At 70.6% G+C, this 21,896-nt stretch carries 19 protein-coding genes and 1 other RNA gene; 9 read left to right on the plus strand and 11 right to left on the minus strand.

The window, feature by feature from the left end; all coding sequences use genetic code 11:
* The first annotated feature begins 125 nt into the window (after positions 1-125).
* Genes V5F67_RS00515 through denD form a run of 4 tightly spaced genes read left to right on the plus strand, consistent with a single transcriptional unit; the run spans position 126 to position 3,444 of the window.
* A complete protein-coding gene (locus V5F67_RS00515; RefSeq protein ID WP_394020948.1) occupies positions 126-965 on the plus strand; it encodes an isocitrate lyase/PEP mutase family protein in 840 nt (279 codons plus the stop codon).
* Positions 962-1,663, plus strand: a complete 702-nt coding sequence (locus tag V5F67_RS00520) for a GNAT family N-acetyltransferase (RefSeq protein ID WP_394020947.1) — start codon at positions 962-964, stop codon at positions 1,661-1,663. The genes V5F67_RS00515 and V5F67_RS00520 overlap by 4 nt, the downstream gene beginning before the upstream one ends.
* Before the next feature lie 40 nt (positions 1,664-1,703).
* On the plus strand, positions 1,704-2,450 hold the full coding sequence (locus tag V5F67_RS00525) for an SDR family oxidoreductase (protein ID WP_394020946.1): 747 nt from the start codon (positions 1,704-1,706) through the stop codon (positions 2,448-2,450).
* Positions 2,451-2,466: 16 nt separating this feature from the next.
* Entirely contained in the window at positions 2,467-3,444 is a 978-nt protein-coding gene (gene denD, locus V5F67_RS00530; protein ID WP_394020945.1) for a D-erythronate dehydrogenase, read from the plus strand.
* Positions 3,445-3,455: 11 nt separating this feature from the next.
* On the opposite strand, the gene V5F67_RS00535 is transcribed toward denD, so the two are convergent.
* Entirely contained in the window at positions 3,456-3,911 is a 456-nt protein-coding gene (locus tag V5F67_RS00535) for an arsenate-mycothiol transferase ArsC (protein ID WP_394020944.1), read from the minus strand.
* Positions 3,912-4,268: 357 nt separating this feature from the next.
* Between V5F67_RS00535 and V5F67_RS00540 the strand changes: the two genes are divergently transcribed.
* Entirely contained in the window at positions 4,269-4,817 is a 549-nt protein-coding gene (locus V5F67_RS00540; RefSeq protein WP_394020943.1) for a hypothetical protein, read from the plus strand.
* A 262-nt stretch (positions 4,818-5,079) separates the two neighbouring features.
* On the opposite strand, the gene V5F67_RS00545 is transcribed toward V5F67_RS00540, so the two are convergent.
* The 4 genes from V5F67_RS00545 to V5F67_RS00560 all read right to left on the minus strand — a co-directional run bounded on the left by V5F67_RS00545 (position 5,080) and on the right by V5F67_RS00560 (position 8,116).
* Positions 5,080-5,673, minus strand: coding sequence for an OmpA family protein (locus V5F67_RS00545; RefSeq protein WP_394020942.1), 594 nt, complete (start codon positions 5,671-5,673; stop codon positions 5,080-5,082).
* Positions 5,673-6,104, minus strand: a complete 432-nt coding sequence (locus V5F67_RS00550; protein ID WP_394020941.1) for a hypothetical protein — start codon at positions 6,102-6,104, stop codon at positions 5,673-5,675. The genes V5F67_RS00545 and V5F67_RS00550 overlap by 1 nt, the downstream gene beginning before the upstream one ends.
* A gap of 216 nt (positions 6,105-6,320) precedes the next feature.
* A complete protein-coding gene (locus V5F67_RS00555; RefSeq protein ID WP_394020940.1) occupies positions 6,321-7,679 on the minus strand; it encodes a multidrug effflux MFS transporter in 1,359 nt (452 codons plus the stop codon).
* A complete protein-coding gene (locus tag V5F67_RS00560) occupies positions 7,676-8,116 on the minus strand; it encodes a MarR family winged helix-turn-helix transcriptional regulator (protein ID WP_394020939.1) in 441 nt (146 codons plus the stop codon). The genes V5F67_RS00555 and V5F67_RS00560 overlap by 4 nt, the downstream gene beginning before the upstream one ends.
* A gap of 208 nt (positions 8,117-8,324) precedes the next feature.
* Here V5F67_RS00560 and V5F67_RS00565 point away from each other — a divergent pair, with 208 nt between their 5' ends.
* Positions 8,325-9,434, plus strand: coding sequence for a site-2 protease family protein (locus V5F67_RS00565; RefSeq protein ID WP_394020938.1), 1,110 nt, complete (start codon positions 8,325-8,327; stop codon positions 9,432-9,434).
* 93 nt (positions 9,435-9,527) lie between these two features.
* On the opposite strand, the gene V5F67_RS00570 is transcribed toward V5F67_RS00565, so the two are convergent.
* The 5 genes from V5F67_RS00570 to V5F67_RS00590 form a co-directional block, all read right to left on the minus strand.
* Complete coding sequence (locus tag V5F67_RS00570) at positions 9,528-12,392, minus strand: HD domain-containing phosphohydrolase (RefSeq protein WP_394020937.1); 2,865 nt, start codon at positions 12,390-12,392, stop codon at positions 9,528-9,530.
* Positions 12,393-12,655: 263 nt separating this feature from the next.
* Positions 12,656-13,561: a hydroxymethylglutaryl-CoA lyase gene (locus V5F67_RS00575; protein WP_394020936.1), complete on the minus strand. Its 906-nt coding sequence runs from the start codon at positions 13,559-13,561 to the stop codon at positions 12,656-12,658.
* Positions 13,561-15,573, minus strand: coding sequence for an acetyl/propionyl/methylcrotonyl-CoA carboxylase subunit alpha (locus tag V5F67_RS00580; RefSeq protein WP_394020935.1), 2,013 nt, complete (start codon positions 15,571-15,573; stop codon positions 13,561-13,563). The genes V5F67_RS00575 and V5F67_RS00580 overlap by 1 nt, the downstream gene beginning before the upstream one ends.
* On the minus strand, positions 15,570-16,346 hold the full coding sequence (locus V5F67_RS00585; protein WP_394020934.1) for an enoyl-CoA hydratase/isomerase family protein: 777 nt from the start codon (positions 16,344-16,346) through the stop codon (positions 15,570-15,572). Before V5F67_RS00585 ends, V5F67_RS00580 begins: the two co-directional genes overlap by 4 nt.
* 202 nt (positions 16,347-16,548) lie before the next feature.
* The gene (locus V5F67_RS00590) at positions 16,549-18,150 is read right to left on the minus strand and encodes a carboxyl transferase domain-containing protein (RefSeq protein WP_394021063.1); all 1,602 of its coding nucleotides are present in this window, start codon (positions 18,148-18,150) and stop codon (positions 16,549-16,551) included.
* A 254-nt stretch (positions 18,151-18,404) separates the two neighbouring features.
* Between V5F67_RS00590 and rnpB the strand changes: the two genes are divergently transcribed.
* An RNA gene (gene rnpB, locus V5F67_RS00595) (RNase P RNA component class A) lies at positions 18,405-18,773 on the plus strand.
* Positions 18,774-18,931: 158 nt separating this feature from the next.
* Here the strand turns inward: rnpB and V5F67_RS00600 are convergent.
* Positions 18,932-19,765 (minus strand): hypothetical protein, encoded by an 834-nt coding sequence (locus V5F67_RS00600; protein ID WP_394020933.1) that lies wholly within the window; start codon positions 19,763-19,765, stop codon positions 18,932-18,934.
* A 250-nt stretch (positions 19,766-20,015) separates the two neighbouring features.
* On the opposite strand from V5F67_RS00600, the gene V5F67_RS00605 reads away from it, so the two are divergent.
* Complete coding sequence (locus V5F67_RS00605) at positions 20,016-20,735, plus strand: SDR family NAD(P)-dependent oxidoreductase (RefSeq protein ID WP_394020932.1); 720 nt, start codon at positions 20,016-20,018, stop codon at positions 20,733-20,735.
* 31 nt (positions 20,736-20,766) lie between these two features.
* Positions 20,767-21,888, plus strand: a complete 1,122-nt coding sequence (locus tag V5F67_RS00610; RefSeq protein ID WP_394020931.1) for a glycerol dehydrogenase — start codon at positions 20,767-20,769, stop codon at positions 21,886-21,888.
* The last annotated feature ends 8 nt before the right edge of the window (positions 21,889-21,896 follow it).

Below are 21,896 nucleotides of genomic sequence, written 5' to 3' on the forward strand. Positions count from 1 at the left end.
CCCGCGCGCCGGGCTCCGGCGTGCCCCGCGGCAGGCATGCCCGTGAGATCGTTCCGCGAGGCCGGGGCCTGCTCTAGTCTCCCCGCCGCCGCCATGCTCCGGAGCGGCGGATGGGAGCCAAGATCATGACCTCGACGGCCGACAGGCGCCGGGCCTTCCGCAAGCTGCATGAGGACGGCTGCTTCGTGCTGCCCAATCCCTGGGACATCGGCACCACCCGCCTGCTCACGCGGGCGGGCTTCGCCGCGCTCGCCACCACCAGCGCCGGCTACGCCTTCTCGCGCGGCAAGGCGGACGGCACCGTCGCCCGCGACGAGATGCTGGCGCATGTCGCCGAGCTCGTCGCCGCCACCCACCTGCCCGTGAACGCCGACTTCGAGGCCGGCTATGCGGCCGATCCCGCCGGCGTCGCCGAGAACGTCAGGCTGTGCGTGGAGACCGGCGTCGCGGGGCTTTCCATCGAGGATGCGACGGGTGACGCGGCAGCCCCGCTTTATCCCCTCGACGAGGCGGTGGCGCGGGTGCGCGCGGCCCGGCGCGCCGTCGACGCGGCCGGCGGCGACGTCGTCCTCACCGCGCGGGCCGAATGCTATCTCGTCGGCCGGCCGGACATCGCCGAGGTGATCGCGCGCCTCACCGCCTATGCCGGCGCCGGCGCGGACTGCGTCTACGCCCCCGGCCTGCGCACCCGCGAGGACATATCCGCGGTCGTCGCGGCGGTGGCGCCGGTGCCGGTGAACCTGCTCATGCCCGGCGCGCTCGGCTTCACCGTGGACGACGTCGCCGCCCTCGGCGTGCGCCGGATCAGCACCGGCAGCACGCTGAGCCGGGTCGCGTGGGGCGCCGTCAGGGCCGCGGCGGAGGAGATGCGGGCGGGCAGCTTCGCCCCGTTCGCCGCCGCGATGCCCTTCGCCGAGATCAACGGCTTCTTCCGTGACGACGCCGACCGGAGGGCCGCCCTGTGACCGGCGCATCCGTCCCGCCCCTCGGCGCGCCGGTCGACACGGCGCCCGCCCGCCGGCCCGCGCCGACGGTCCTGGAGGGCCGGCACGTGCGGCTCGTGCCGTTCGAGGCCGAGCGTCACGCCGCCTCGCTCTTCGCTCTGTCCCATGGCCCGGAGAAGGAGGCGCTCTGGGCCTATCTCTCGCCCGCCCCCTTCGCCGATGCCGAAGCCTTCGCGCGCTATTACGCGGAAGCCGCCACCAAGGCCGACCCGCTGCTGTTCGCCATCGAGGAGACGGCGGGCGGGCGCGCCGTCGGCCACGCCACCTACATGCGCATCGAGCCGGCGCACCGGGTGATCGAGGTGGGCAACATCCTCTACACGCCACCGCTCCAGCGCACGGCGGGAGCAAGCGAAGCCATGTATCTCATGGCCCGCCATGCCTTCGAGGACCTCGGCTACCGCCGCTACGAATGGAAGTGCAACGCGCTGAACGTGCCCTCCCGGCGGGCGGCGGAGCGGCTCGGCTTCACCTTCGAGGGCCTCTTCCGCCAGCACATGGTCGTCAAGGGGCGCAATCGCGACACCGCCTGGTTCGCCATGCTGGACACCGAATGGCCGAAGGCGAAGGCGGCGTTCGAGGCCTTCCTCGATCCCGGCAATCTCGACGCCGAAGGCCGCCAGCGCCGCAGGCTCGAGGACATCCGCGCCGCGCTCTGAAGGGGGCGGCGCCCGCAACGACAAAAGACGGGGAAACGCCATGGCAGGACGGCTTGAGGGGAAGACGGCGCTGGTGACGGCGGCGGGACAGGGCATCGGGCGCGCCATCGCCGAGGCGTTCGTGCGGGAAGGCGCGCGCGTGATCGCCACCGACCTCGACGCCGGCAAGGTGGCGGACCTTTCGGGCGCCGAGGCGCGGGCGCTGAACGTGCTCTCCACCGAGGCCGTGAACGCGCTCGCCGCCGAGACCGGCCCGCTCGACGTGCTCGCCAACTGCGCCGGCTATGTCCACCAGGGCACCATCTTCGAGACCACGGAGAAGGATTGGGACTTCTCGTTCGACCTCAACGTGAAGTCCATGCACCGCACGATCTCGGCCTTCCTTCCCGGCATGCTGGCGAACGGCGGCGGCTCCATCGTCAACATCTCCTCCGCCGCCTCCTCCATCCGCGGGGTGCCGAACCGCTATGCCTACGGCACCACCAAGGCAGCGGTGATCGGCCTCACCAAGGCGGTGGCGGCGGACTTCATCCTCAAGAGCATCCGCGCCAACGTCATCTGCCCCGGCACCGTGCAGTCGCCCTCGCTCGACGAGCGCATCGCCGCCGTGGCGGCGCAGACCGGGCGCACGGTCGATCAGGTGCGCGCGGACTTCGTCGCCCGCCAGCCCATGGGCCGGCTCGGCACCGCCGCGGAAATCGCCAACCTCGCGCTCTACCTCGCCAGCGACGAGAGCGCGTTCACCACCGGCCAGGCGCACATCATCGATGGCGGCTGGGTGCTCTGAAAAGGGATCTGAACGCATGCACATCCTGGTCATCGGCGGCGCCGGCATGGTGGGCCGCAAGCTGATCGAGCGCCTCGCCCGCGACGGCCGGCTCGGCGATGCGCCCATCTCCCGCCTCACCGCCCACGACGTGGTGCCGCCGAGGCTGCCGCAGGCGCCGTTCGCCACCGACGCCCGGGTCTCCGACATCTCGGTGCCGGGCGCGGCGGCGGCGCTGGTGGCGGAAATGCCGGACGTGATCTTCCACCTCGCCGCCATCGTCTCGGGCGAGGCGGAAGCCGATTTCGAGAAGGGCAGCCGCATCAATCTCGACGGCACGCGCCACCTCTACGACGCCGTGCGGCTGATCGAGGGCTACGTGCCGCGCCTCGTCTTCACCTCGTCCATCGCCGTGTTCGGCGCGCCGTTCCCGGAGGCGATCCCGGACGAGTTCTTCCACACGCCGCTCACCTCCTACGGCACGCAGAAGGCGATCGGCGAGCTGCTGCTGTCCGACTATACGCGGCGCGGCTTCCTCGACGGCATCGGCATCCGCCTGCCGACCGTCTGCGTGCGCCCCGGCGCGCCGAACAAGGCGGCGTCGGGCTTCTTCTCCGGCATCATCCGCGAGCCGCTCGCCGGCCAGGAGGCGATCCTGCCGGTATCGGACGACGTGATGCACTGGCACGCCTCGCCGCGCGCGGCGGTGGGCTTCCTGCTGCATGCCGCCACGCTCGACGGGCGGCAGGTCGGCACGCGGCGCAACCTCACCATGCCCGGCCTCGCGGTCACCGTCGGCGAGCAGATCGAGGCGCTGCGCAGGGTGGCAGGCGACAAGGCCGTGGCGCGCATCAGGCGCGTGCCCGACCCGGTGATCGAGACCATCGTCGCCGGCTGGCCGCACAAGTTCGACGCCAGGCGCGCGTCGGCGCTCGGCTTCGTCGCGGAGACCTCGTTCGAGGAGATCATCCGCATCCATATCGAGGACGAGCTGGGCGGGCGCATCACCGACTGAACGCGAGCCGCTCAGGCGGCGGCGGGAAGGGCGGCGCGATCGACCACGGCGCGCACCGCCGCCTTCAGGCGCGGCAGAAGCCGGCGATAGGCGAGCCGGCGCTGGTTCACGTCGGCGAGGCGCGAGATGTCGTCGAAGGTCCAGCGCTCGATGCGGGCCACCTGGTGCCAGGTGAGGCGGGCAAGCGCGTGGTGGGCCTCGTCCACCATCGCCACCACGAAGTCGATGCGCGGCGCGCCCGAGAGGCCGAACAGTTCCACCGGCTTGGACGACAGGCCGTCGGCGGGGATGCGCGCATGATGCAGGCATTCCACGGCGGCGATGTCCACCGGCGCGGTCTCGGTCCCCGCTGCGCTGAAGGCGCGCACGGGCGCCTCGGCCGCGATGGCGATCGCCTCCGCCATCAGGCTGAGGCCGGAATTGTCCCGGCACACGAAGAGGATGGATGGACGTCCGGTGAGCGTCATGGAGCCTCCTGCCGGCCAGCCGGGCGCCCTCCTTCGCCCGAATCGCGACGGCGAGACGCTAGATCGAACCGCCGACGCGAAGATGACAGGCGGGCCGCGACCGGACCTCGGCGCGCGGCGACGTCTTGCGGGCGCGGGCCCTGCCATATCCTGCGGTCCATTTCATGTCCCGCAGGGGCGGGAACGCCTTCCGGAATCGGCTCCGGAAGCCGCCAAAATAGCGTTAAATTATTGATTAATAATGTTAATTACCGCATTAACCATTTCGAAGCTATTCCGCGAGATTTATGTGATGCTGGCGGGCATCGCGTTGCGGTGGTTTGATTCTTCGCCGGCTGGCTGATTTTGGAGGCAAGTATGGCGAAGACCGAAACGACCGGCGCCGAGGTGAGCAAGATCGCCGCGAAGGCGCTCAAGGACCCGGCCGGCATCTCCCACGAGGAGATCAAGAAGCTCGCGGCCTCGTGCCTCACCCAGGTGGCTGACAAGCCGAAGGCGGCCAAGGCGCCGGCGAAGGCCAAGGCGCCCGCGACGGCCGCCGCCAAGCCGGCAGCGAAGACCGCCGCGAAGCCGGCCGCCAAGCCTGCGACGAAGCCCGCGGCGAAGGCTGCGGCGAAGGCCAAGGCTCCGGCGGCCAAGACGGAGAAGGCGCCGAAGGCAGCCGCCGTCAAGACCACCGCCAAGGCCGCCGCCCCGAAGGCCGCCGCGCCGGCGAAGGCTGCCAAGAGCGCGGCGAAGCCTGCCGCCGCCAAGGCTGCGCCGGCGAAGACCGCTGCCGCCAAGCCGGCCGCCAAGGCCCCGGCGAAGGCCGCCGCTCCCAAGGCTCCGGCCAAGGCCAAGACCCCGGCGAAGCCGGCCGCGCCCAAGGCGGTGGCGAAGGCTCCGGCCAAGTCCGGCAAGGCCTGATCGCACACCCAGGACCGGCACGCCTGGATGCGGGCTTAACGTCCCGCGTCCCGGCGCCGCGCCCGGCCATCGGCCGGACGCAAGGCCCCACCTGACTGCGTTCGGACGATGCCCCCCGGGCCGACGCGCCGCGGGTGGCCCGAAATCCCCAGGTCCCGAGATCGGCCACGGGCGGACGCCGGATGCGTCCGCCTCTGCCGTCCGGCCGCGATCCGGCGCATGGATGCGCCGGCCCGCGCCGGCCACGCGGATTTGGCGGACGCTACTGCGGCGTCAGCACGCCAGCCCGCCCCACATTGAAGATCTGAACCCGGCGGTTGATGGCCGCAGTCGGGTTCTTCGCGTCCTGGAGGTTCTCCTCGCCCAGGCCGACCGCCTGAAGGCGGCGCGGGTCCACCCGGAAGGTGGTGGCGAGCGCGCCGGCCACCGCGTCGGCCCGCTCCTGCGAGAGCTTCATGTTGCCGGCGCGGGTGCCGGTGGTGTCGGTATTGCCCACCACCAGGAACTTGTAGCCGAGCAGCTCCGGATTGTGCATCGCGTCGGCGATGGCGCCGAGGGTGCGGTAGGACGACGGCTTCACCATCGCCGAGTTCAGGTCGAATTCGATCTCGACATTGATCTGGGCCAGCTGGTCCAGCTGGATCGCCAGCGGCGGACGGCCCTGCGGCGGCCCGGAATATTGCATGTGCGCCTCGGCGAGGCCGCGCAGCGCCTGCGCGCTCACGTTCGGCACATCGTCGACGGCGCCCTGAAGGCCCTGGACGATCTCCGCATTGGGCGTGAACTGCTGCGCGCCGGCAGGGGCTGCCGCGGCGAGGGCGGCGGCGAGGGCGAGGGTGGAAGCTGGCGCGCGCATCAGCGATATCCCGCATTCACGATGGCGGCGGTGCAGGACTGGCTGACCACCCTGGATGCCTTCAGGAGGCAGGAGACGATGTTGCCGTCGCCCGCCTCGACGCCGGGGCAGTATTCAGCGCGGTCACGGTCGCACACCTTGAAGACCGCGGCCTGGGCGGCGGCGCGCGCCTCGGTCATCTGCTTGACGCCCTCGTGATTGGCGGCGCAGGCCGGCGAAAGCTGGGCCGCTTTGCTCGCAAGGCACTGATGGATGGCCCCGTTGCCGAGATTGAGCCCCCGGCAGTGCGTCATGATGTCGGCGCCGCAATGCTGCGCCAGAAGACCCGCCGCTTCGGCGTAGCTGACCGTCTGCGCCCGCGCCGCACCGGCGCCGAGAAGCATCGCCAGGACGAGCGCGAGCGCCCGCCCGGATCGTCTCCAACACGTCATGGTATTCGTCCCCCCAAGCAGATGGGCGGGAGAGTGGCCACGGCCCAACCCCAACGTCAATGGGTCGCCGTCTCCCGGCGCGAGACGGCCTGGGAAGGCAAATTCGCGCGCGGGCCAGATGGCGGAATACGAGGCAGATGGGTGACAGCGCACCGCCGCCCGGACACCCGGGGCGCGCGCCGCGCGGATTGCTCCGCAAGCTGAGCGGCGCGTGACCTAGCCGCGCTTGGCGTAGGTGTCGGCTTCGATCTCGTCGCCGGCGGCGCCGATCACGCCCAGCGGATCGGCGGCAAGCTCCAGGTCGGTGGCCTCCACGGCGGGCTCGGGCGCGCGAACCGGGGTCCCGGCAGGCGGGCGCAACAGGAAATGGGTGGCCATGGCCGAGAACGCCATGGCGGGCAGGAGCGTCGCCAGGGCGGCGAGCGGCGTCGGGAACAGCACCGAGAGCGCCGATCCGAACGAGCCGCCGCCGATCTGCATGAAGCCCATGAGCGCCGAGGCGGCGCCGGCGATGTGCGCGAAGCCGGCGAGCGCGGTGGTGGTGCAGCCGGGCACGATGAAGGCGATGCCGAAGGTCCAGAAGCCGATCGGCACCATGATGGTGGCGGTGGTCAGCGGCAGGAACTGCGGGCCGAGGCTCAGCCCGGTCGCCCCGCACATGGCGAGCACGAGGCCGAACGGCACCAGCTTCAGCGCGTTGGTGCGCTTCAGCAGCCGGCCGGCCACCAGCGTGCCGAGGATGAACGAGCCGCTCTGGATCATCATCGCCAGCCCGAACTGCGGCGGGGTCAGCCCCACCCTGTCGATGAGGATGAAGGGCACCAGCGTCGCCAGGGTGTAGACCCCGCCGAGAGCGAAGGCGAGCACCAGGCTCGCCCGCAGGAACACCCGGCTGCGCAGCAGCTCGCCATAGCTCCTGAGGATGCGGCGCGGCTCCGCGAGGGCGCGGTCGGGATAGCGGTTGGTCTCCGGCACGCCGAGCACGAGGAGGCCCATGAGCAGCACGCCGAACACCGACATGGCGACGAACAGCACGTGCCAGCTGGACACCCCGAGCAGCAGCCCGCCGATGGTGGGCGAGAGCGCCGGACCGATGGCGAGCATGGTGCCGATGTGGTTCATCACCCGCGCCGAGGCTTGGCCGGTGAACTGGTCGCGCACGATGGCGCGGGAAATGGCGATGCCGGCGGCGCAGCCCACCCCCTGCAGCGCCCGCCCCGCCAGCAGCCAGCTCATGTCCTGGGCCAGCATGGCGACGAAGGCGCCCACCAGGTAGATGCCGAAGAAGGAAAGCGCCACCGGCCGGCGCCCATAGGCGTCGGAGAGCGGCCCGCAGACCAGCTGCGACACCGCAAAGCCCAGGAAGAAGACGGTGATGGTGAGCTTCACCATCGAGATGTCGGTCGCGAACGCGGCCACCAGCTGCGGCATGGCCGGCGTGTACATGGTCAGGCTCACCGGGCCGATGGTGACCATGAGCCCGCCCACGACCGCGACGCGCGTCTCGGACATGAGCGGGCGCGGCGTGGTTCCGGCGCCGGGCGTGGTCATGGTGAGGGGATCGGCCTTGCTCATGCCCCCTCCTTGCAGCGCGCCAGATTGGCGCGCATGCGGTCGAGAAGGGTGCGGAAAAGAGCCTGTTCCTTGGCGCTGAAGCCGGCCAGCGCCTCGATCCGCGCAGCGGCCGCGGCGGAGCTGATCCGTTCGAGATAGGGCGCGGCGGCCTCGGTGAGGCGGACGATCTTGGCCCGGCGGTCGGCGGGGTCGGTCTCCCGCGCGACGATGCCAAGCGCCTCCAGCCGGTCGAGGAAGCCCACCAGGGTCATGGGCTCGACGTTCATCTTCACCGCCAGCGCCGACTGCCGGTGGGCGGGGTAGAGATTGACGTAGGCGAGCGTGCGCGCCTCGCCCGCGGTCAGCCCGACGCCGGACTGCTCGAAGGCGCTGTCGATGCGCGCGCGGTAGAGCCGCGCCGTATCCACGAGGAGAAAGCCGAGAGGAGGTTCATTCATCGAAAGTCGACCATATAATAAGACTGCCATATAATATTTCGCCGTGCACCGCAAGAAAGACGTGACCCCCGCCGGGCGCAGCCGAAGGGCGCCCGCGGCATGGACGCGTTGCGCGCAGCCGTCGAGCCGCTATGTGTGGGAGGACCGCGCGTTTCCGCGTCCGCCTGCGTCGCAGGCCGAGCGGAGCGGGCCGCAAAGGAGATGCATCATGCCATGGTCGCTGACGATCGGCCGGTTCGGCGAGACCGCCATCCGGATCCACGTCACCTTCCTCTTGTTCCTGGTGTGGATCTGGGCGGCCTATTACCGCATGGGCGGGTCGAGCGCGGCATGGGAGGGCGTGATCTTCGTCGCGCTCCTGTTCCTGTGCGTGCTGCTGCACGAGCTCGGCCACGTGGTGGCGGCGCGCCACTATGGCGTGAAGACGCCGGACATCACGCTGTGGCCCTTCGGCGGCATCGCCAATCTGGAGCGCATCCCTGAGAAGCCGTCCGAGGAGCTCGTGGTGGCGCTCGCCGGCCCGGCCGTGAACGTGGTGATCGCCGCGGTGCTGCTCCTGGTTCTCGGCGGCAGCCTGAACGTGGACGACCTCGCCAAGATCGAGGACCCGGGCACCTCGCTCATCGCCAAGCTCGCGGGTGCGAACATCTTCTTGGTGGTGTTCAACCTCATCCCCGCCTTCCCCATGGATGGCGGACGGGTGCTGCGGGCGGTGCTCGCCATGAACGTCGGATTTGCGCGCGCCACCTCGCTCGCCGCCTCCATCGGCCAGGGGCTCGCCATCGCCCTCGGCCTGCTCGGCATCTTCGGCAATCCGATGCTGATCGTGATCGCCGTGTTCGTGTTCCTCGCCGCCTCGGGCGAGGCGGGACAGGCGCAGCTCAAGGAGGCCTCGCGCGGCCATCTGGTCCAGGACGCGATGATCACCCATTTCGAGACCCTCGGGCCCCAGTCCACGGTCGACGATGCCGCCGAGGCGCTGATCCGCTCGACGCAGAAGGAATTCCCGGTGGTGGACGGCGGCGGGCGCCTGCGCGGCGTCCTGACCCGCGACGCCATGATCCGCGCGCTGAAGGACCAGGGGCCGCAGACCCCCGTGATCGAGGTGATGCAGGCGGACGTGCCGACCGTCGATGCGCGCGCCAAGCTCGACACCGCGCTGAAGCTCATCACCGAGGCGCAGGCGCCCGCCGTCGGCGTGCTCGACGGCGGCGGCCGGCTGGTGGGCCTGCTGACGCCCGAGAACGTGGGCGAGCTGATGATGATCCACGTGGCGCTCGGCGGCCGGCCCCACGCGCCGAAGCCGGCGGGGGTCTGAGACGGGACGCGCGCCCGGCGCGCACCGCCAGCCCCGGCATCCGGGCTTCATGCGATCCCGGGCATGGAGACCCGATCCGCCGCGCGGATCGGGTCAAGGCGCGCCGTTCGCCGGCGCGCCGGCCCCGGCGATCGCCGCCAGGGCGTCGGCGTCGACCTCGTCTCTCTGGTCCGGCCGCAGGAAGCGCTCGGCGTAGAGCCGCCAGATGCCGCTCGTGAGGAAATACCCGAACACCACCGGGTCGAGATGACCGTCCTTGCACATGAACGCCATGATGCGCAGCGCCTCCGACAAGCGCTTGGCGGGCTTGTAGGGACGGTCGGCGGCGGTGAGCGCCTCGAACACGTCCGACAACGCCATGACGCGCTCCTCGACCGACAGCTTGCCGCCCTCGAGCCGGCGCGGATATCCGGTCCCGTCCATGCGCTCGTGGTGGGTGGACGCGATCTCCGGCACCCGCTCCAGGTGCCGCGGCCAGGGCAGGCTCTTCAGCATCGCATAGGTCTGCACCACGTGGTCGTTCACCAGGAACCGCTCCTCCTCGGTGAGGGTGCCGCGGCGGATGGAGAGGTTGTGCACCTCGCCGCGATTCTCCCGGTGCGGCGGAAGCGACATGTCGAAGCCGTAGACGTTGGCAGGGTCGCCCTTGCGGACCGGCGGATGCCGCCCCGGCCAGGGGATGATGTCGCCGTCACGGTCGCAGAGCAGCGGCTCCAGCGCCGGCAGTGACGCCGGCGACGCGGCGCCGAGCCGCCGCTCCTCCTCGCGCGAGAGGCCGAGCCGGTCGTCGAAATGGCGCAGCCATGTGCGCCCGGCGATGCTCCTGATCCGGGCGACGGCATCGTGGGTCATGAACTCGCCGCCGATATTGCATGTGGCGACGAAGGCGAAGTCGTCCCTCAGCGCCGCTTGGGCCGAGGCCAGCTCGGCCGCCGAACGCGCCGGGTCCGCCCCCGCGGAGAGGCGGTGCAGATGGGCGATCTCGGCATCGCGCCACAACACCTCGAACCGCGTGCGCACCTCGTGAATCCGGTTGTGGATCGCCTCCAGCTTGGTGGCCTTGTCGATCACGTGCTCGGGGCTCGTGACCTTGCCGCAATCATGCAGCCAGGCGCCGAGATGAAACGCGTGGCGCTCCTCCTCGCTCAGGCGGAACGCCTTGAAAGGCCCGTCCTCCTCCTGCGTCATCCGGTCGACGATCATGGTCGCCAGCTCCGGCACCCGCCGGCAATGGCCGCCGGTGTAGGGGCTCTTGGCATCGACCGCGTCGGCGACGAGGTGCACGAAGCCGTCGAGCAGCTTGCGCTGGGCTTCGATCAGCCGCCGGGTCTCGATCGCCGACGACAGGGCGCCGGACAGGCGCTCGGCGAAGGCGCGGAACTCGGCGCCGCCGTGCGAGGCATCGCGCGGATGCTCCAGCAGCAGCAGGCCGAGGGGGGCGCCCTGGCGGTCGGTCAGCGGCTGGAGCAACTGGCCTTGGGTGGCGGCGAGCGGGACGAGATCGCCGCCCTCGCCGGCGATCGCCCCGATGCCGAGCCGCGCGGGAAGCGGCGCTCCGGGCGCGGCGCGCGCCGCCGGCGCGGCCACCGCGGCGAGCTCCAGGCCGCCGTCCCGTGAATCCAGGAGGTAGACCGCCCCGCGGCTGCAGGCGGTGGAGGCCACGGTCTGCTGGAGCACCTTCTCCAGCATGTTGTCGAGGCCGGGCTCCTTGCCGATGGTCTCCGTGGTGGCGAGGAAGTTCTGGATCGTCGTGCAGACCTCCCCGAGCACCTCCCCCAGCTGGCGTATTTCCCGGATCATCGAGCCGCGCACCGTCGGCTGGCGGAAATCGAAGCGGGTGAGCCTCTGGGCCTGGCGCGCCAGCACCGACAGGTCGCGGCCGAGGCGATGGCCTATCAGCCAGCCCAGCACCAGCAGCAAGGCGGCAAGGCCGGCGGTGAGCCAGGCCTGGCGGATGAGGCCCGCGCGGATGCCCGCCAGCAGGTCGCTGTCGGGGGTGGCCATGAGCAGCTTCAGCTGGCCGACCGGAAACGCCGCGAGCGGCATGGCGATGCCGAACCAGGAGCTGCCGTCCACGTCCAGGCTCACCGGCCGGTTGGCCGCGGGGTTGGCCGCGCCGAGCGCGGTGAGGGCGGGAACGCCGAGCTCGGCGAGCTTGCTCAGCCGCACGCCGTCCCCGACCCGGCGATAGGCGCGCGCGAGGTCGGTGTAGGCGTAGGCGTTGCCATCGGCGCCGACGATGGCGATCTCCGAATTGGGCGTGAGGCGCAGCGTCTTCAGCTCGTCTCCGAGGTCCGTGAGATCGATGTCGAGGCCCGCCACCGCCTGCCCGTCGCGCGAGGCGAGGCTCAGCGTCACGCCGATGTTCTGGGTGGTGAAGAAGATGTAGGGGGCCGTGAGGCTCTCGCCCGGCGACTGGTCGGCGTCGATATACCACGGACGGGTGCGCGGATCGAAGCCGGTGTCGGAGATGGTGCGGGCCAGCAGCCGCGTGCGCTCGGCGTTCAGGAAATGCCACACGGTCCGCTTCCGCCCGCGCACGTCGTGCTCGACGCTCTGCACGAGAAAGGCCGCGTCCGGCGGAGCATCGAGGCTGGCGCGCACGGCGTCTGACCGCAGCGGCCGCACCAGGATGAATTCGCCGTTCTCATAGCCCACATAGGCCGCCGACAGGAACGGGATGCTCTCCAGGATCTGGACGAAGGTGCCCGCCCGCTCCAGCCGCTCGCCCGGATCGAACGCGAACATCACCGGGTCGCTGACGAGATAGTTCAGCGTCGCCGAGGCCGGCGCCATCAGGCGCCGGACCTTCTCGTCCACGAGCCGGCCCATGGCCTGGGTGCTGTCCTGCGCCGACTGGAGCAGCGTGGCGCGCGCCACGCTCCAGCCCTGCCACATGAGCAGCGCGCCGAGGGCGAGCATGGCCCCGACCACCACGACGGCGATGAGAATCGGCAACGGCCAGGTGATTCCGCCCTGCTGACGGCGCGGAAGAAACGCTATCGGCGCGCGATCCATCGACGCTCCACCGGCCGGAACCGTTCCGCTCCTGCCGCATGTCTGCCGCTCCGGAGGCGGATGCTGGCGGACCCGCGCCGCTCCATTCCGGCCGGAGGAAGCGGTGCCATGATCCGATCCCGAAAGCATTTTGGCGTCAATGCCTATGGCCGGCCCATGCCACAAACCGGGCAAAAATTATCCGGCCGAGACCCCGTGCGCTGCTATCCGGCCCTGGCTGCCAGCGCGCGCGCGGTCTTGGAGGCCGAAGGCCGACCCAGCGCGTCTGTGATCGCACGGCCGGCGGCGGCGAGCCGGTCGAGGTCGACACCGGTTTCCACGCCCAGCCCGTCGAGCATGTAGACGAGGTCCTCGGTGGCGAGGTTGCCGGAGGCGCCCTTGGCGTAGGGACAGCCACCGAGCCCGGCCACCGCCGAATCGACCGAGGCGATGCCGAGGTCGAGGCAGGCGAGCACGTTGGCGAGCGCCTGGCCGTAGGTGTCGTGGAAATGGAGCGCGGTCCGCCGGACGCCGATCTGGTCCGCCACCGCCTTCGCCATGGCCTTCGCCTTGTCGGGCGTGCCGACGCCGATGGTGTCGCCGAGCGAGACCTCGTAGCAGCCCATGGCGACCAGCGCCTCGGACACCTCCACCACCTTCGCCACCGGCACCTCGCCCTGATAGGGGCAGCCGAGAACGCAGCTCACGTAGCCGCGCACGGCGATGCCGTTGGCCCGGGCGATGTCGAGCACCGGAACGAACCGCTCCAGGCTCTCGGCGATGGTGCAGTTGATGTTCTTGGCCGAGAACGCCTCGGAGGCGGCGGCGAACACCGCCACCTCGGCGATCTCGGCCGCCAGCGCCTGCTCAAGGCCCTTGAGGTTGGGGGTGAGCACCGTGTAGCGCACGCCGGGCCTGCGCTTCAGCGCCGCCAGCACCTCGGCGGTGTCCGCCATCTGCGGCACCCATTTGGGCGAGACGAAGGAGCCGGCCTCGATGTCCCGCAATCCGGCATCGGCGAGGGCCTCGATGAGCGCCACCTTGGCGCCGAGCGGCACCGTGCCCGGCTCGTTCTGCAGCCCGTCGCGCGGGCCGACCTCGACGATGCGCACGGAAGCGGGCCGGGCCATCACATGTCCTCCAGGACCAGCAGCTCGGCGCCCTCGTCCACGAGGTCGCCGACCGCGAATTTCAACGCCTTCACCCGCCCGTCGCGCGGGGCGGCGACGGTGTGCTCCATCTTCATGGCCTCGACCACCACCAGCGCCGCCCCCTTCGCCACCTCCTCGCCCTCGCTCACGGCGATGCGGATGATGGTGCCCGGCATGGGCGCCACGAGGCGCCCGGCAGTACCGGTGGCGGCCTGGGAGGCAAGGCGCGGGTCGACGAACTCGACCCCGTATTCCCCGCCGCGCACGAACACGGTGAGATGGGCGCCCGAGCGCACCACGCGAGCGGACAGCGCGACGCCGTCGAGCCGGGCGCGGATGGCGCCATCGGCATCGGCGTCGCCTTCCACCGTCATCGATCCGTCCGGCAGGTCCAGCACGAAGCCAGCGGGGCGGAAGTGCGCGCGCACATTGATGCGCCGCTCCCGGTCGGCGAAGGTGAGGTCCACATGGGCGTCGCGGTTGAGCCGCCAGCCGGGCGCACGGCCCCACGGCGACCACGGGTCCGCCGCGTCCACCGCCTCGGCCGACTGGCGCGCCTCCTCCTTCAGCACGAACAGCGCGGCCAGCGCCACCACGGCGTCGTCCACGGGCGCGGGCGGCGGCAGGAGGTCGGCCTGGTGCCGGGCGATGAAGGAGGTGTCGAGGTCGGCGGCCGCGAAGGCGGGATGGGAGGCGATGGCCTTCAGGAAGGCGCGGTTGGTGGACAGGCCCACCACCTCGGTCCTGGCGAGCGCCGTCTCCAGCCGCGCGATCGCCTCGGCGCGGTCGGCGCCGGCGGCGATGATCTTGGCGATCATCGGGTCGTAGTGCACCGAGACCGTGTCGCCGGCCCGCACGCCGGTGTCCACCCGCGCGCCCGGCGCGCCGAAGGGAAGCGCCAGATGCTCCAGCCGCCCCACCTGGGGCAGGAAATCCTTCTGCGGGTCCTCGGCATAGAGGCGCACCTCGATGGCGTGGCCCCTGAGCGGGATCTCGCCCTGGGAGAGCGGCAGCCGCTCGCCCTCGGCGACGCGGATCTGCCACTCCACCAGGTCCTGGCCGGTGATGGCCTCGGTCACGGGATGCTCCACCTGGAGGCGGGTGTTCATCTCCATGAAGTAGAAGCCGTCGCCCTCGGCGATGAACTCCACCGTGCCGGCGCCCACGTAGCCCACCGCCTTGGCGGCCTCGACGGCGGCGCGGCCCATCTCGGCGCGGCGCGCGGCGGTCATGCCGGGGGCCGGGGCCTCCTCCACCACCTTCTGGTGCCGGCGCTGGATCGAGCAGTCGCGCTCGTAGAGATAGACGCCGTCGCCGTGGCTGTCGGCGAACACCTGAACCTCGATGTGGCGCGGGCGGGTGAGATACTTCTCGATCAGCACCCGGTCGTCGCCGAACGCGCTCCTCGCCTCGCGCTTGGCGGAGGCGAGGGCGTCGGCGAAGGCGGCTTCGGCCTCCACCACCTTCATGCCCTTGCCGCCGCCGCCGGCGGAGGCCTTGATCAGCACCGGATAGCCGATGCGCGCCGCCTCGCGGGCGAGCAGCGCCTCGTCCTGGTCGGCGCCGTGATAGCCCGGCACCAGCGGCACGCCGGCGGTCTCCATCAGCGCCTTGGCGGCGCTCTTCGAGCCCATGGCGCGGATCGCGGAGGCCGGCGGCCCGACGAAGACGATGCCCGCCTTCTCGCAGGCCTCGGCGAAGTCGGCATTCTCCGACAGGAAGCCGTAGCCGGGATGGATCGCGTCCGCCCCGCTCCTGCGCGCCGCCTCCAGGATGGCGTCGATCCTCAGGTAGCTCTCGCGCGCCGGGGCCGGGCCGATGGGATAGGCCTCGTCCGCCACCGCCACGTGCAGCGCGTCGGCATCCGCCTGCGAATAGACCGCGACCGTGCGCAGCCCCATGAACTTGGCGGTGCGCATGACGCGCACGGCGATCTCGCCGCGGTTCGCCACCAGGAGGGTGCGGATGGGCCGGCTGACGGACCTGTTCATGGCGTTCCCCATTTGGGCTTGCGCTTCTCCAGGAAGGCGGCGATGCCCTCCTTGCCGTCGGCGCTGGCGCGCTGGTCGGCGATGCGGCGGGCGGTGTCCTGCACCACCGTCAGGTCGACCGGCCGGTCGACGGCGGCCACCAGCGCCTTGGCGGCGGCGATGGCCGCCGGGCTGCCCGCCCGCAGCGCCTTCAGGTGCCGCTCGATGGCCTCGTCCAGCTCCTCGGCGGGAACCACCTCGTGCACCAGGCCGAGGGCGCGCGCGGTCTCGGCGGAGAAGCGCTCGGCGGTGAGGAAATAGCGCCGCGCCTGGCGCGCGCCCATGGCCCGGACCAGATAGGGGCTGATGACGGCGGGGATGATGCCGAGCCGCACCTCGGTGACGGCGAACTCGCTGTCGCTCGCGCACACGGCGATGTCGCTGGCGGCGATGAGGCCGGTCGCTCCGGCGAAGGCGGAGCCCTGGATGCGCACCAGCGTCGGCTTCGGCGCGGTGTCGATGGTGTGCATCAGCTGGCCGAGCGCCATGGCGTCGGCGAGGTTCTCGTGGCGGGAATAGCCCGCCATGCGCCGCATCCAGTTGAGGTCGGCGCCGGCGCAGAAATTCTTGCCGCTGGCGCGCAGCAGGATGGCATGGACCGCGGGGTCCTCGATCGCCCGCTCATAGGCGCGGGTGAGCGCGGCGATGAGCGCGTCGTCGAAGGCGTTGTGCACCTGCGGCCGGTCGAGGGTGATGACGGCGACGCCGTTGGCGACGGTGAAGAGAAGGCTCATGGGATCGTCCTTCCGAAAACCCTGCCGCTTCGAGGGCTTCCCTCTCCCGCTTGCGGGTCAGGGAGGGGGCAGGCCGGGAGCCGCTCAGGGAAGACCCTGAGTCCATGTGACCGCTGCGCCGTCCCCCTCCCCATCCCTGCCCCGCAAGCGGGGGAGGGAGCGCGTCGCGCGGCAGCCGCGGGGCGAGTCGAACAGGACGCCATCACATCCGGAACACGCCGAAGCGCGTCTCCTTCTCGGGCGCGTTGAGCGCGGCGGAGAGCGCCAGCGCCAGCACCATGCGGGTGTCGGCGGGATCGATCACGCCGTCGTCCCACAGCCGGGCCGAGGAATAATAGGGATGGCCCTGCACCTCGTACTGGTGCCGGATGGGCGCCTTGAAGGCCTCCTCCTCCTGCGCCGGCCAGGTGCCGCCCTTGGCCTCGATGCCGTCGCGCCGCACCTGGGCGAGCACGTTCGCCGCCTGCTCGCCGCCCATCACCGAGATGCGGGCATTGGGCCACATCCACAGGAAGCGCGGGTCGAAGGCGCGCCCGCACATGCCGTAGTTTCCGGCGCCGAAGGAATTGCCGATCACCACCGTGAACTTCGGCACGCTCGCGCAGGACACGGCGGTGACGAACTTCGCCCCGTCCTTGGCGATGCCGCCGGCCTCGTACTTCCGCCCCACCATGAAGCCGGTGATGTTCTGCAGGAAGACGAGCGGGATGTTCCTTTGGCAGCACAGTTCGACGAAGTGCGCGCCCTTCTGCGCGCTCTCCGAGAACAGGATGCCGTTGTTGGCGATGATGCCGACCGGATAGCCGAAGATGCGGGCAAAGCCCGTGACCAGCGTCTGCCCGTAGAGCGGCTTGAACTCGTCGAACTCGGAGGCGTCGACGATGCGGGCGATGATCTGGCGCACGTCGAACGGCTGCTTCGGGTCGGCCGAGACGATGCCGTACATCTCCCTGGCGTCGTAGAGCGGGGGGCGCGGCTCGCGGATGTCGAGGCTGTGGCCCTTGCGGGTGTTGAGGTCGGCGACGATGGAGCGGGCGATGCCGAGCGCGTGGGCGTCGTTCTCCGCCATGTGGTCGGAGACACCGGAGATGCGGGTGTGCACCTCCGCCCCGCCCAGCTCCTCCGCCGTCACCACCTCGCCGGTGGCGGCCTTCACCAGCGGCGGGCCGCCGAGGAAGATGGTGGCCTGGTTCTTCACCATGACCGACTGGTCGGCCATGGCCGGCACATAGGCGCCGCCGGCGGTGCACGAGCCCATCACCACCGCGATCTGCGGGATGCCCAGCGCCGACATGTTGGCCTGGTTGAAGAAGATGCGGCCGAAATGCTCGCGGTCGGGGAACACCTCGTCCTGGTTCGGCAGGTTGGCGCCGCCGGAATCGACGAGATAGAGGCACGGCAGGTGGTTGTTCTGGGCGATGGTCTGGGCGCGGATGTGTTTCTTCACCGTCATGGGGAAGTAGGTGCCGCCCTTCACCGTCGCGTCGTTGGCGACGATCACGCACTCGCGCCCCGAGACACGGCCGATGCCGGTGATGATGCCGGCCGCCGGCACCTCGTCGTCATACATGCCGTAGGCGGCGAGCTGCGAGAGCTCCAGGAACGGCGAGCCGGTGTCGAGCAGGGTGCGGATGCGGTCGCGCGGCAGCAGCTTGCCGCGCTTCAAGTGGCGCTCGCGGGCGACGGGGCCGCCGCCCTCGGCGGCGCGCTCCACCTTCTCCCGCAAATCGGCGACGCTCGCCTCGAGCGCCTCGCGGTTGCGCCGGTACGTGTCGGAGCGGCGGTCGACCGCATCCTCGATCATGGCCATGAGCGTCCTCGCCCGGTTTGGGAGGAGATGAGGCCCGCTGGCGCGCGCCTCGATGGCGGGCAGCGTGGCACGGGCCGTCTCCTCCGATGCCGGTTCCGTCCGGCTTGGAAACGATCGTACGTTTTTTTAACGCCGGCGCAAGTGGGAAGACCGCAGCCTTGGACGGGGGTTACACCAAAGTCGGGGGAGGGGCAAAGGGCGGCGGCGGGCTTGACGCGGCGCGCCGCCATCCCCATTGCTGCACGACACCAGCCGGCCGGGCGGCCGCGGCGCTTCGGCGTCGAGGAAAGTCCGGGCTCCACGGAGACACGGTGCCGGATAACGTCCGGCGGGGGCGACCCCAGGGAAAGTGCCACAGAAATCAGACCACCTGTGCGCGCACAGGCCAGGGTGAAACGGTGGGGTAAGAGCCCACCGCGCGACCGGCAACGGAAGCGGCACGGCAAACCCCACCGGGAGCAAAGTCGAATAGGGACGGCACGGGAAACCAGCCCCGCCTCCGGGGCGCCGTCCGGGTTGACTGCTAGAGGCGCCGGGCAACCGGCGTCCCAGAGGAATGGCCGCCGCGCGGGAGCGATCCCGCCGTACAGAACCCGGCTTACAGGCCGGCTGGTGCTTTGATGCCCGCAGGCGGTCCCGCCTCCGGCGCCGCCGCGGATATCAATGTCGCCCGTGGCCGCGCGGACCACGTGCCGCGCGCGGCGATGCTGCGTCGCCAGGCGGCGCGCGATCGCACGCCGTGTCCGTTGGACGCGGCCGGATCACGGCCGATGGGCTAGAAGGGCTTTTCTTTCTTCTTCCGCAGGTCCTTCTCGACCTGCTCACAGCCGCTGGCATGTGGCATCTTCGTGCACCCGACCAGGGAGATCATGGCGGAGCCGGGCCTGTTCGGCTCATAGTGGATTTGGATGTCCAGCTGGTCAGACGTGTATTTGATGTATGATTTTTGCTTTTCGCAGAATGAAAACAGATTAACAACGTCTTCGGATGTGGCACCGTCCTTTAGAAGGCCATCCAAAGCGGTGTAAAGAAAAACGTTGTCAAGATTATTTCTGCTGCACATTTCGATGGCAAGATCATCATAATTCGTGCCAAACGCATCCCGAGCCTCACACTTTGCGCCGCACTGCATGTATTTATCGAGAAATGAACCGAGCCTCTGGCCTGTGAGAGCATATTTTCGATCGATCTGCCTGCGGATCGCGTGGAATATGGATGGCGCCGCAAAACCGCGAAGGTCGAGCCCGCCGCCGGCATCCTTGATATTGATCACGACCCGGCCAAGGCGGCCGTCATCCACGAAATACAGGTTTGTTTCGTAGCTTATATTCTTCAAGCCGGGAATTTTTGCCGCAGGCTGACGATGGTAGCGATAGGCATTCCTGAATGCCGTCTTCTCCAGCGGCGATATGCTCGCCTCGGCCTTGAATTCGTTAAGCGTCGATTCGAATGAGAAGCCGAAGAATGTGGCCTCGTCGGCCTGTGCTCCCGTCGCGAGAAGCGTGCCCGCCACGATTGCGAAGCCGAAGAAATGGAGCGCCTTTCTTGCGTCGCGGCGGATGCCGCACGTTGGGAGCGGCGATTGCGGAAGCCGACGAGAACAAAGCATGCCCTATGCCTGACGCGGAAAATTGCACCACCGTCGACGGTAGGTTTTCGCGACCGTCCGATCATGCTCCAATTGGAGTATGCGGCGCCTGCCCGACATCGTCTGGGCACGCGCCCAACGGGCCTCGCTACTCTGGCCGGGCGCGCGTGCCTCATGCTAGTTTCCGCGCGCCGGCTCGCTCTTTCGGAGCGCGCTGGCGCCGCACACCGGACCAACCGGGGGCGAATCGGGAGCGGAGCGTCGGTTTTTCATGGATGGGCTAATCGATTTAAGCGGACGGGTCGCGGTTATCACGGGCGGCGGAACGGGGATGGGGCTTGCCTGCGCGCGCCACTTTCTCGCCGAGGGATGCCGCGTCGTGGCGGTCGGGCGGGACAGCGAGGCCCGCATCGACAACCCGAAATTCACCTTCCTGGATCTCGACGTCACCGATCCGGAGGCGATCGCCCGGCTCGCCGCCCGGCTGCCCGGCGTGGACGTGCTGGTGAACGCGGCGGGAATCATCCTTCACGACATGGAGGAGTTCTCGCCGGCCGGTTTCCGGAAGGTGATCGACGTCAATCTCGGCGGCGCGCAGGCGGTGACCATGGCCCTGCGCGACGCGCTGCGGCTCAGGCGCGGCAGCGTCATCAACGTCGCCTCCATGTGGTCGTTCTTCGGCTCGGGCCGCAACCCGGCCTATGCGGCGAGCAAGGGCGCCATCGTCCAGCTCACCCGCTCGTTCGCGGTCGCGTTCGCAGGCGACGGCGTGCGGGTGAATGCCGTCGCCCCGGGCTGGATCCGCACCCGCCTGTCGGCCGGCGCCATGAACGATCCCGAGCGCCGCGCCGCCATCACCGCGCGCATCCCGCTTGGACACTGGGGCGAGCCCGACGACGTGGCGGACGTGGTGGGCTTCCTCGCCTCGCCGGCCGCCCGCTACGTCACCGGCGCCGTGCTGCCTGTGGACGGCGGCTATTCCATCGCCTGAGGCCGGCTCGCCAGACACGGGAGGAACGCCCATGCGCAATCTCAAGGTCCTCGGCGCGCCGAGCCTCTATGTGCAGGGTCCGGGCGCGCTCGGCGAGCTCGGCGCGCTGATCGCCGCGCACCTGGTGCCGGACCCGCCGCGCCGGGTGCTGCTGGTCACCGACGCGCTGATGGCGGCGCCGCTCGGCCGGCGCATCGCGCCGCTGCTGGAGGCGCAGGGCCTCGCCTTCTCCACATTGTCCTTCGAGGGCGAGGTCACGCAGACCACCGCCGCGCGCCTCGCCGGCGCGGCGCGCGACCTCGCGCCCGACCTCGTCCTGGCGGCGGGCGGCGGCAAGGGCGTCGACATGGGCAAGGCGGTCGCCCATGCGCTCGGGCGGCGGCTCGTGACGCTGCCCACCGCCGCCTCGCAGGACGGCGCCACCAGCCGGGTGTTCGTGCTCTATGACGACGACCACCGGCTGGCGCGCGTGGACCGGCTGGCGCGTAATCCCGAGATCGTGCTGGTGGATACCGAGGTCCTCGCCGGGGCGCCGGCGGCGCTGCTGGTCTCCGGCATCGGCGACGCGCTGGTGAAGCGCTTCGAGGCCGCCCAGTGCGTCGGCGCGGACGGGCCCAACATGTTCGGCGCCCGGGCGACGCTCGCCGCGCCCGCGCTCGCCGAGCTGTGCGACCGGGTGCTGCGCGCCCACGCCGTGGACGCGCTCGCCGCCGCCGAGGCCAAGACCCCGGACGCCGCCTTCGAGAAGGTGGTGGAGGCGTGCTTCCTGCTCGCCGGGCTCGGCTTCGAGGGCGCGGGCCTGTCCATCGCCCATGCCATGACGCGCGGCCTCACGGCGGTGCCGGAGACCGCGTCCGCGCTCCACGGCTGCCAGGTGGCCTATGCGCTGCTGGTGCAGTTCCTGCTGGAGCGGCGCTCCAAGGACTTCATGCACGAGCAGTTCTCCTTCTACCGCAAGGTGGGCCTGCCCATCTGCCTGAAGGATTTCGGCATCGCCGCGCCGCGCGCGGAGATGGTCCAGACCATCGCCCGCCTCACCCATGCCGCGCCCCACGCCCGCAATTTCGAGCGCGCCATCGCCGCCGACGACATCGCCGACGCCATGGAGCGGCTCGAGGGGCTGAGCGCCATCGCCCCTGCCCGCGCCGCCTGACCGAACGG

It is taken from the genome of Xanthobacter pseudotagetidis (assembly GCF_043194795.2).
In the GTDB taxonomy this organism is placed as follows: Bacteria; Pseudomonadota; Alphaproteobacteria; order Rhizobiales; family Xanthobacteraceae; genus Xanthobacter; species Xanthobacter tagetidis_A.

What these genes read in the sequence shown, in the direction of transcription:
- V5F67_RS00540 (WP_394020943.1), top strand. Translation starts at nt 4,269, where the DNA reads ATGGCGAAGACCGAAACGACCGGCGCCGAGGTGAGCAAGATCGCCGCG.
- V5F67_RS00575 (WP_394020936.1), bottom strand. Translation starts at nt 13,561, where the DNA reads ATGGCCCGGCCCGCTTCCGTGCGCATCGTCGAGGTCGGCCCGCGCGAC.
- V5F67_RS00560 (WP_394020939.1), bottom strand. Translation starts at nt 8,116, where the DNA reads ATGAATGAACCTCCTCTCGGCTTTCTCCTCGTGGATACGGCGCGGCTC.
- denD (WP_394020945.1), top strand. Translation starts at nt 2,467, where the DNA reads ATGCACATCCTGGTCATCGGCGGCGCCGGCATGGTGGGCCGCAAGCTG.
- V5F67_RS00600 (WP_394020933.1), bottom strand. Translation starts at nt 19,765, where the DNA reads ATGCTTTGTTCTCGTCGGCTTCCGCAATCGCCGCTCCCAACGTGCGGC.
- V5F67_RS00550 (WP_394020941.1), bottom strand. Translation starts at nt 6,104, where the DNA reads ATGACGTGTTGGAGACGATCCGGGCGGGCGCTCGCGCTCGTCCTGGCG.
- V5F67_RS00605 (WP_394020932.1), top strand. Translation starts at nt 20,016, where the DNA reads ATGGATGGGCTAATCGATTTAAGCGGACGGGTCGCGGTTATCACGGGC.
- V5F67_RS00545 (WP_394020942.1), bottom strand. Translation starts at nt 5,673, where the DNA reads ATGCGCGCGCCAGCTTCCACCCTCGCCCTCGCCGCCGCCCTCGCCGCG.
- V5F67_RS00515 (WP_394020948.1), top strand. Translation starts at nt 126, where the DNA reads ATGACCTCGACGGCCGACAGGCGCCGGGCCTTCCGCAAGCTGCATGAG.
- V5F67_RS00525 (WP_394020946.1), top strand. Translation starts at nt 1,704, where the DNA reads ATGGCAGGACGGCTTGAGGGGAAGACGGCGCTGGTGACGGCGGCGGGA.
- V5F67_RS00585 (WP_394020934.1), bottom strand. Translation starts at nt 16,346, where the DNA reads ATGAGCCTTCTCTTCACCGTCGCCAACGGCGTCGCCGTCATCACCCTC.
- V5F67_RS00610 (WP_394020931.1), top strand. Translation starts at nt 20,767, where the DNA reads ATGCGCAATCTCAAGGTCCTCGGCGCGCCGAGCCTCTATGTGCAGGGT.
- V5F67_RS00580 (WP_394020935.1), bottom strand. Translation starts at nt 15,573, where the DNA reads ATGAACAGGTCCGTCAGCCGGCCCATCCGCACCCTCCTGGTGGCGAAC.
- V5F67_RS00535 (WP_394020944.1), bottom strand. Translation starts at nt 3,911, where the DNA reads ATGACGCTCACCGGACGTCCATCCATCCTCTTCGTGTGCCGGGACAAT.
- V5F67_RS00565 (WP_394020938.1), top strand. Translation starts at nt 8,325, where the DNA reads ATGCCATGGTCGCTGACGATCGGCCGGTTCGGCGAGACCGCCATCCGG.
- V5F67_RS00590 (WP_394021063.1), bottom strand. Translation starts at nt 18,150, where the DNA reads ATGATCGAGGATGCGGTCGACCGCCGCTCCGACACGTACCGGCGCAAC.
- V5F67_RS00555 (WP_394020940.1), bottom strand. Translation starts at nt 7,679, where the DNA reads ATGAGCAAGGCCGATCCCCTCACCATGACCACGCCCGGCGCCGGAACC.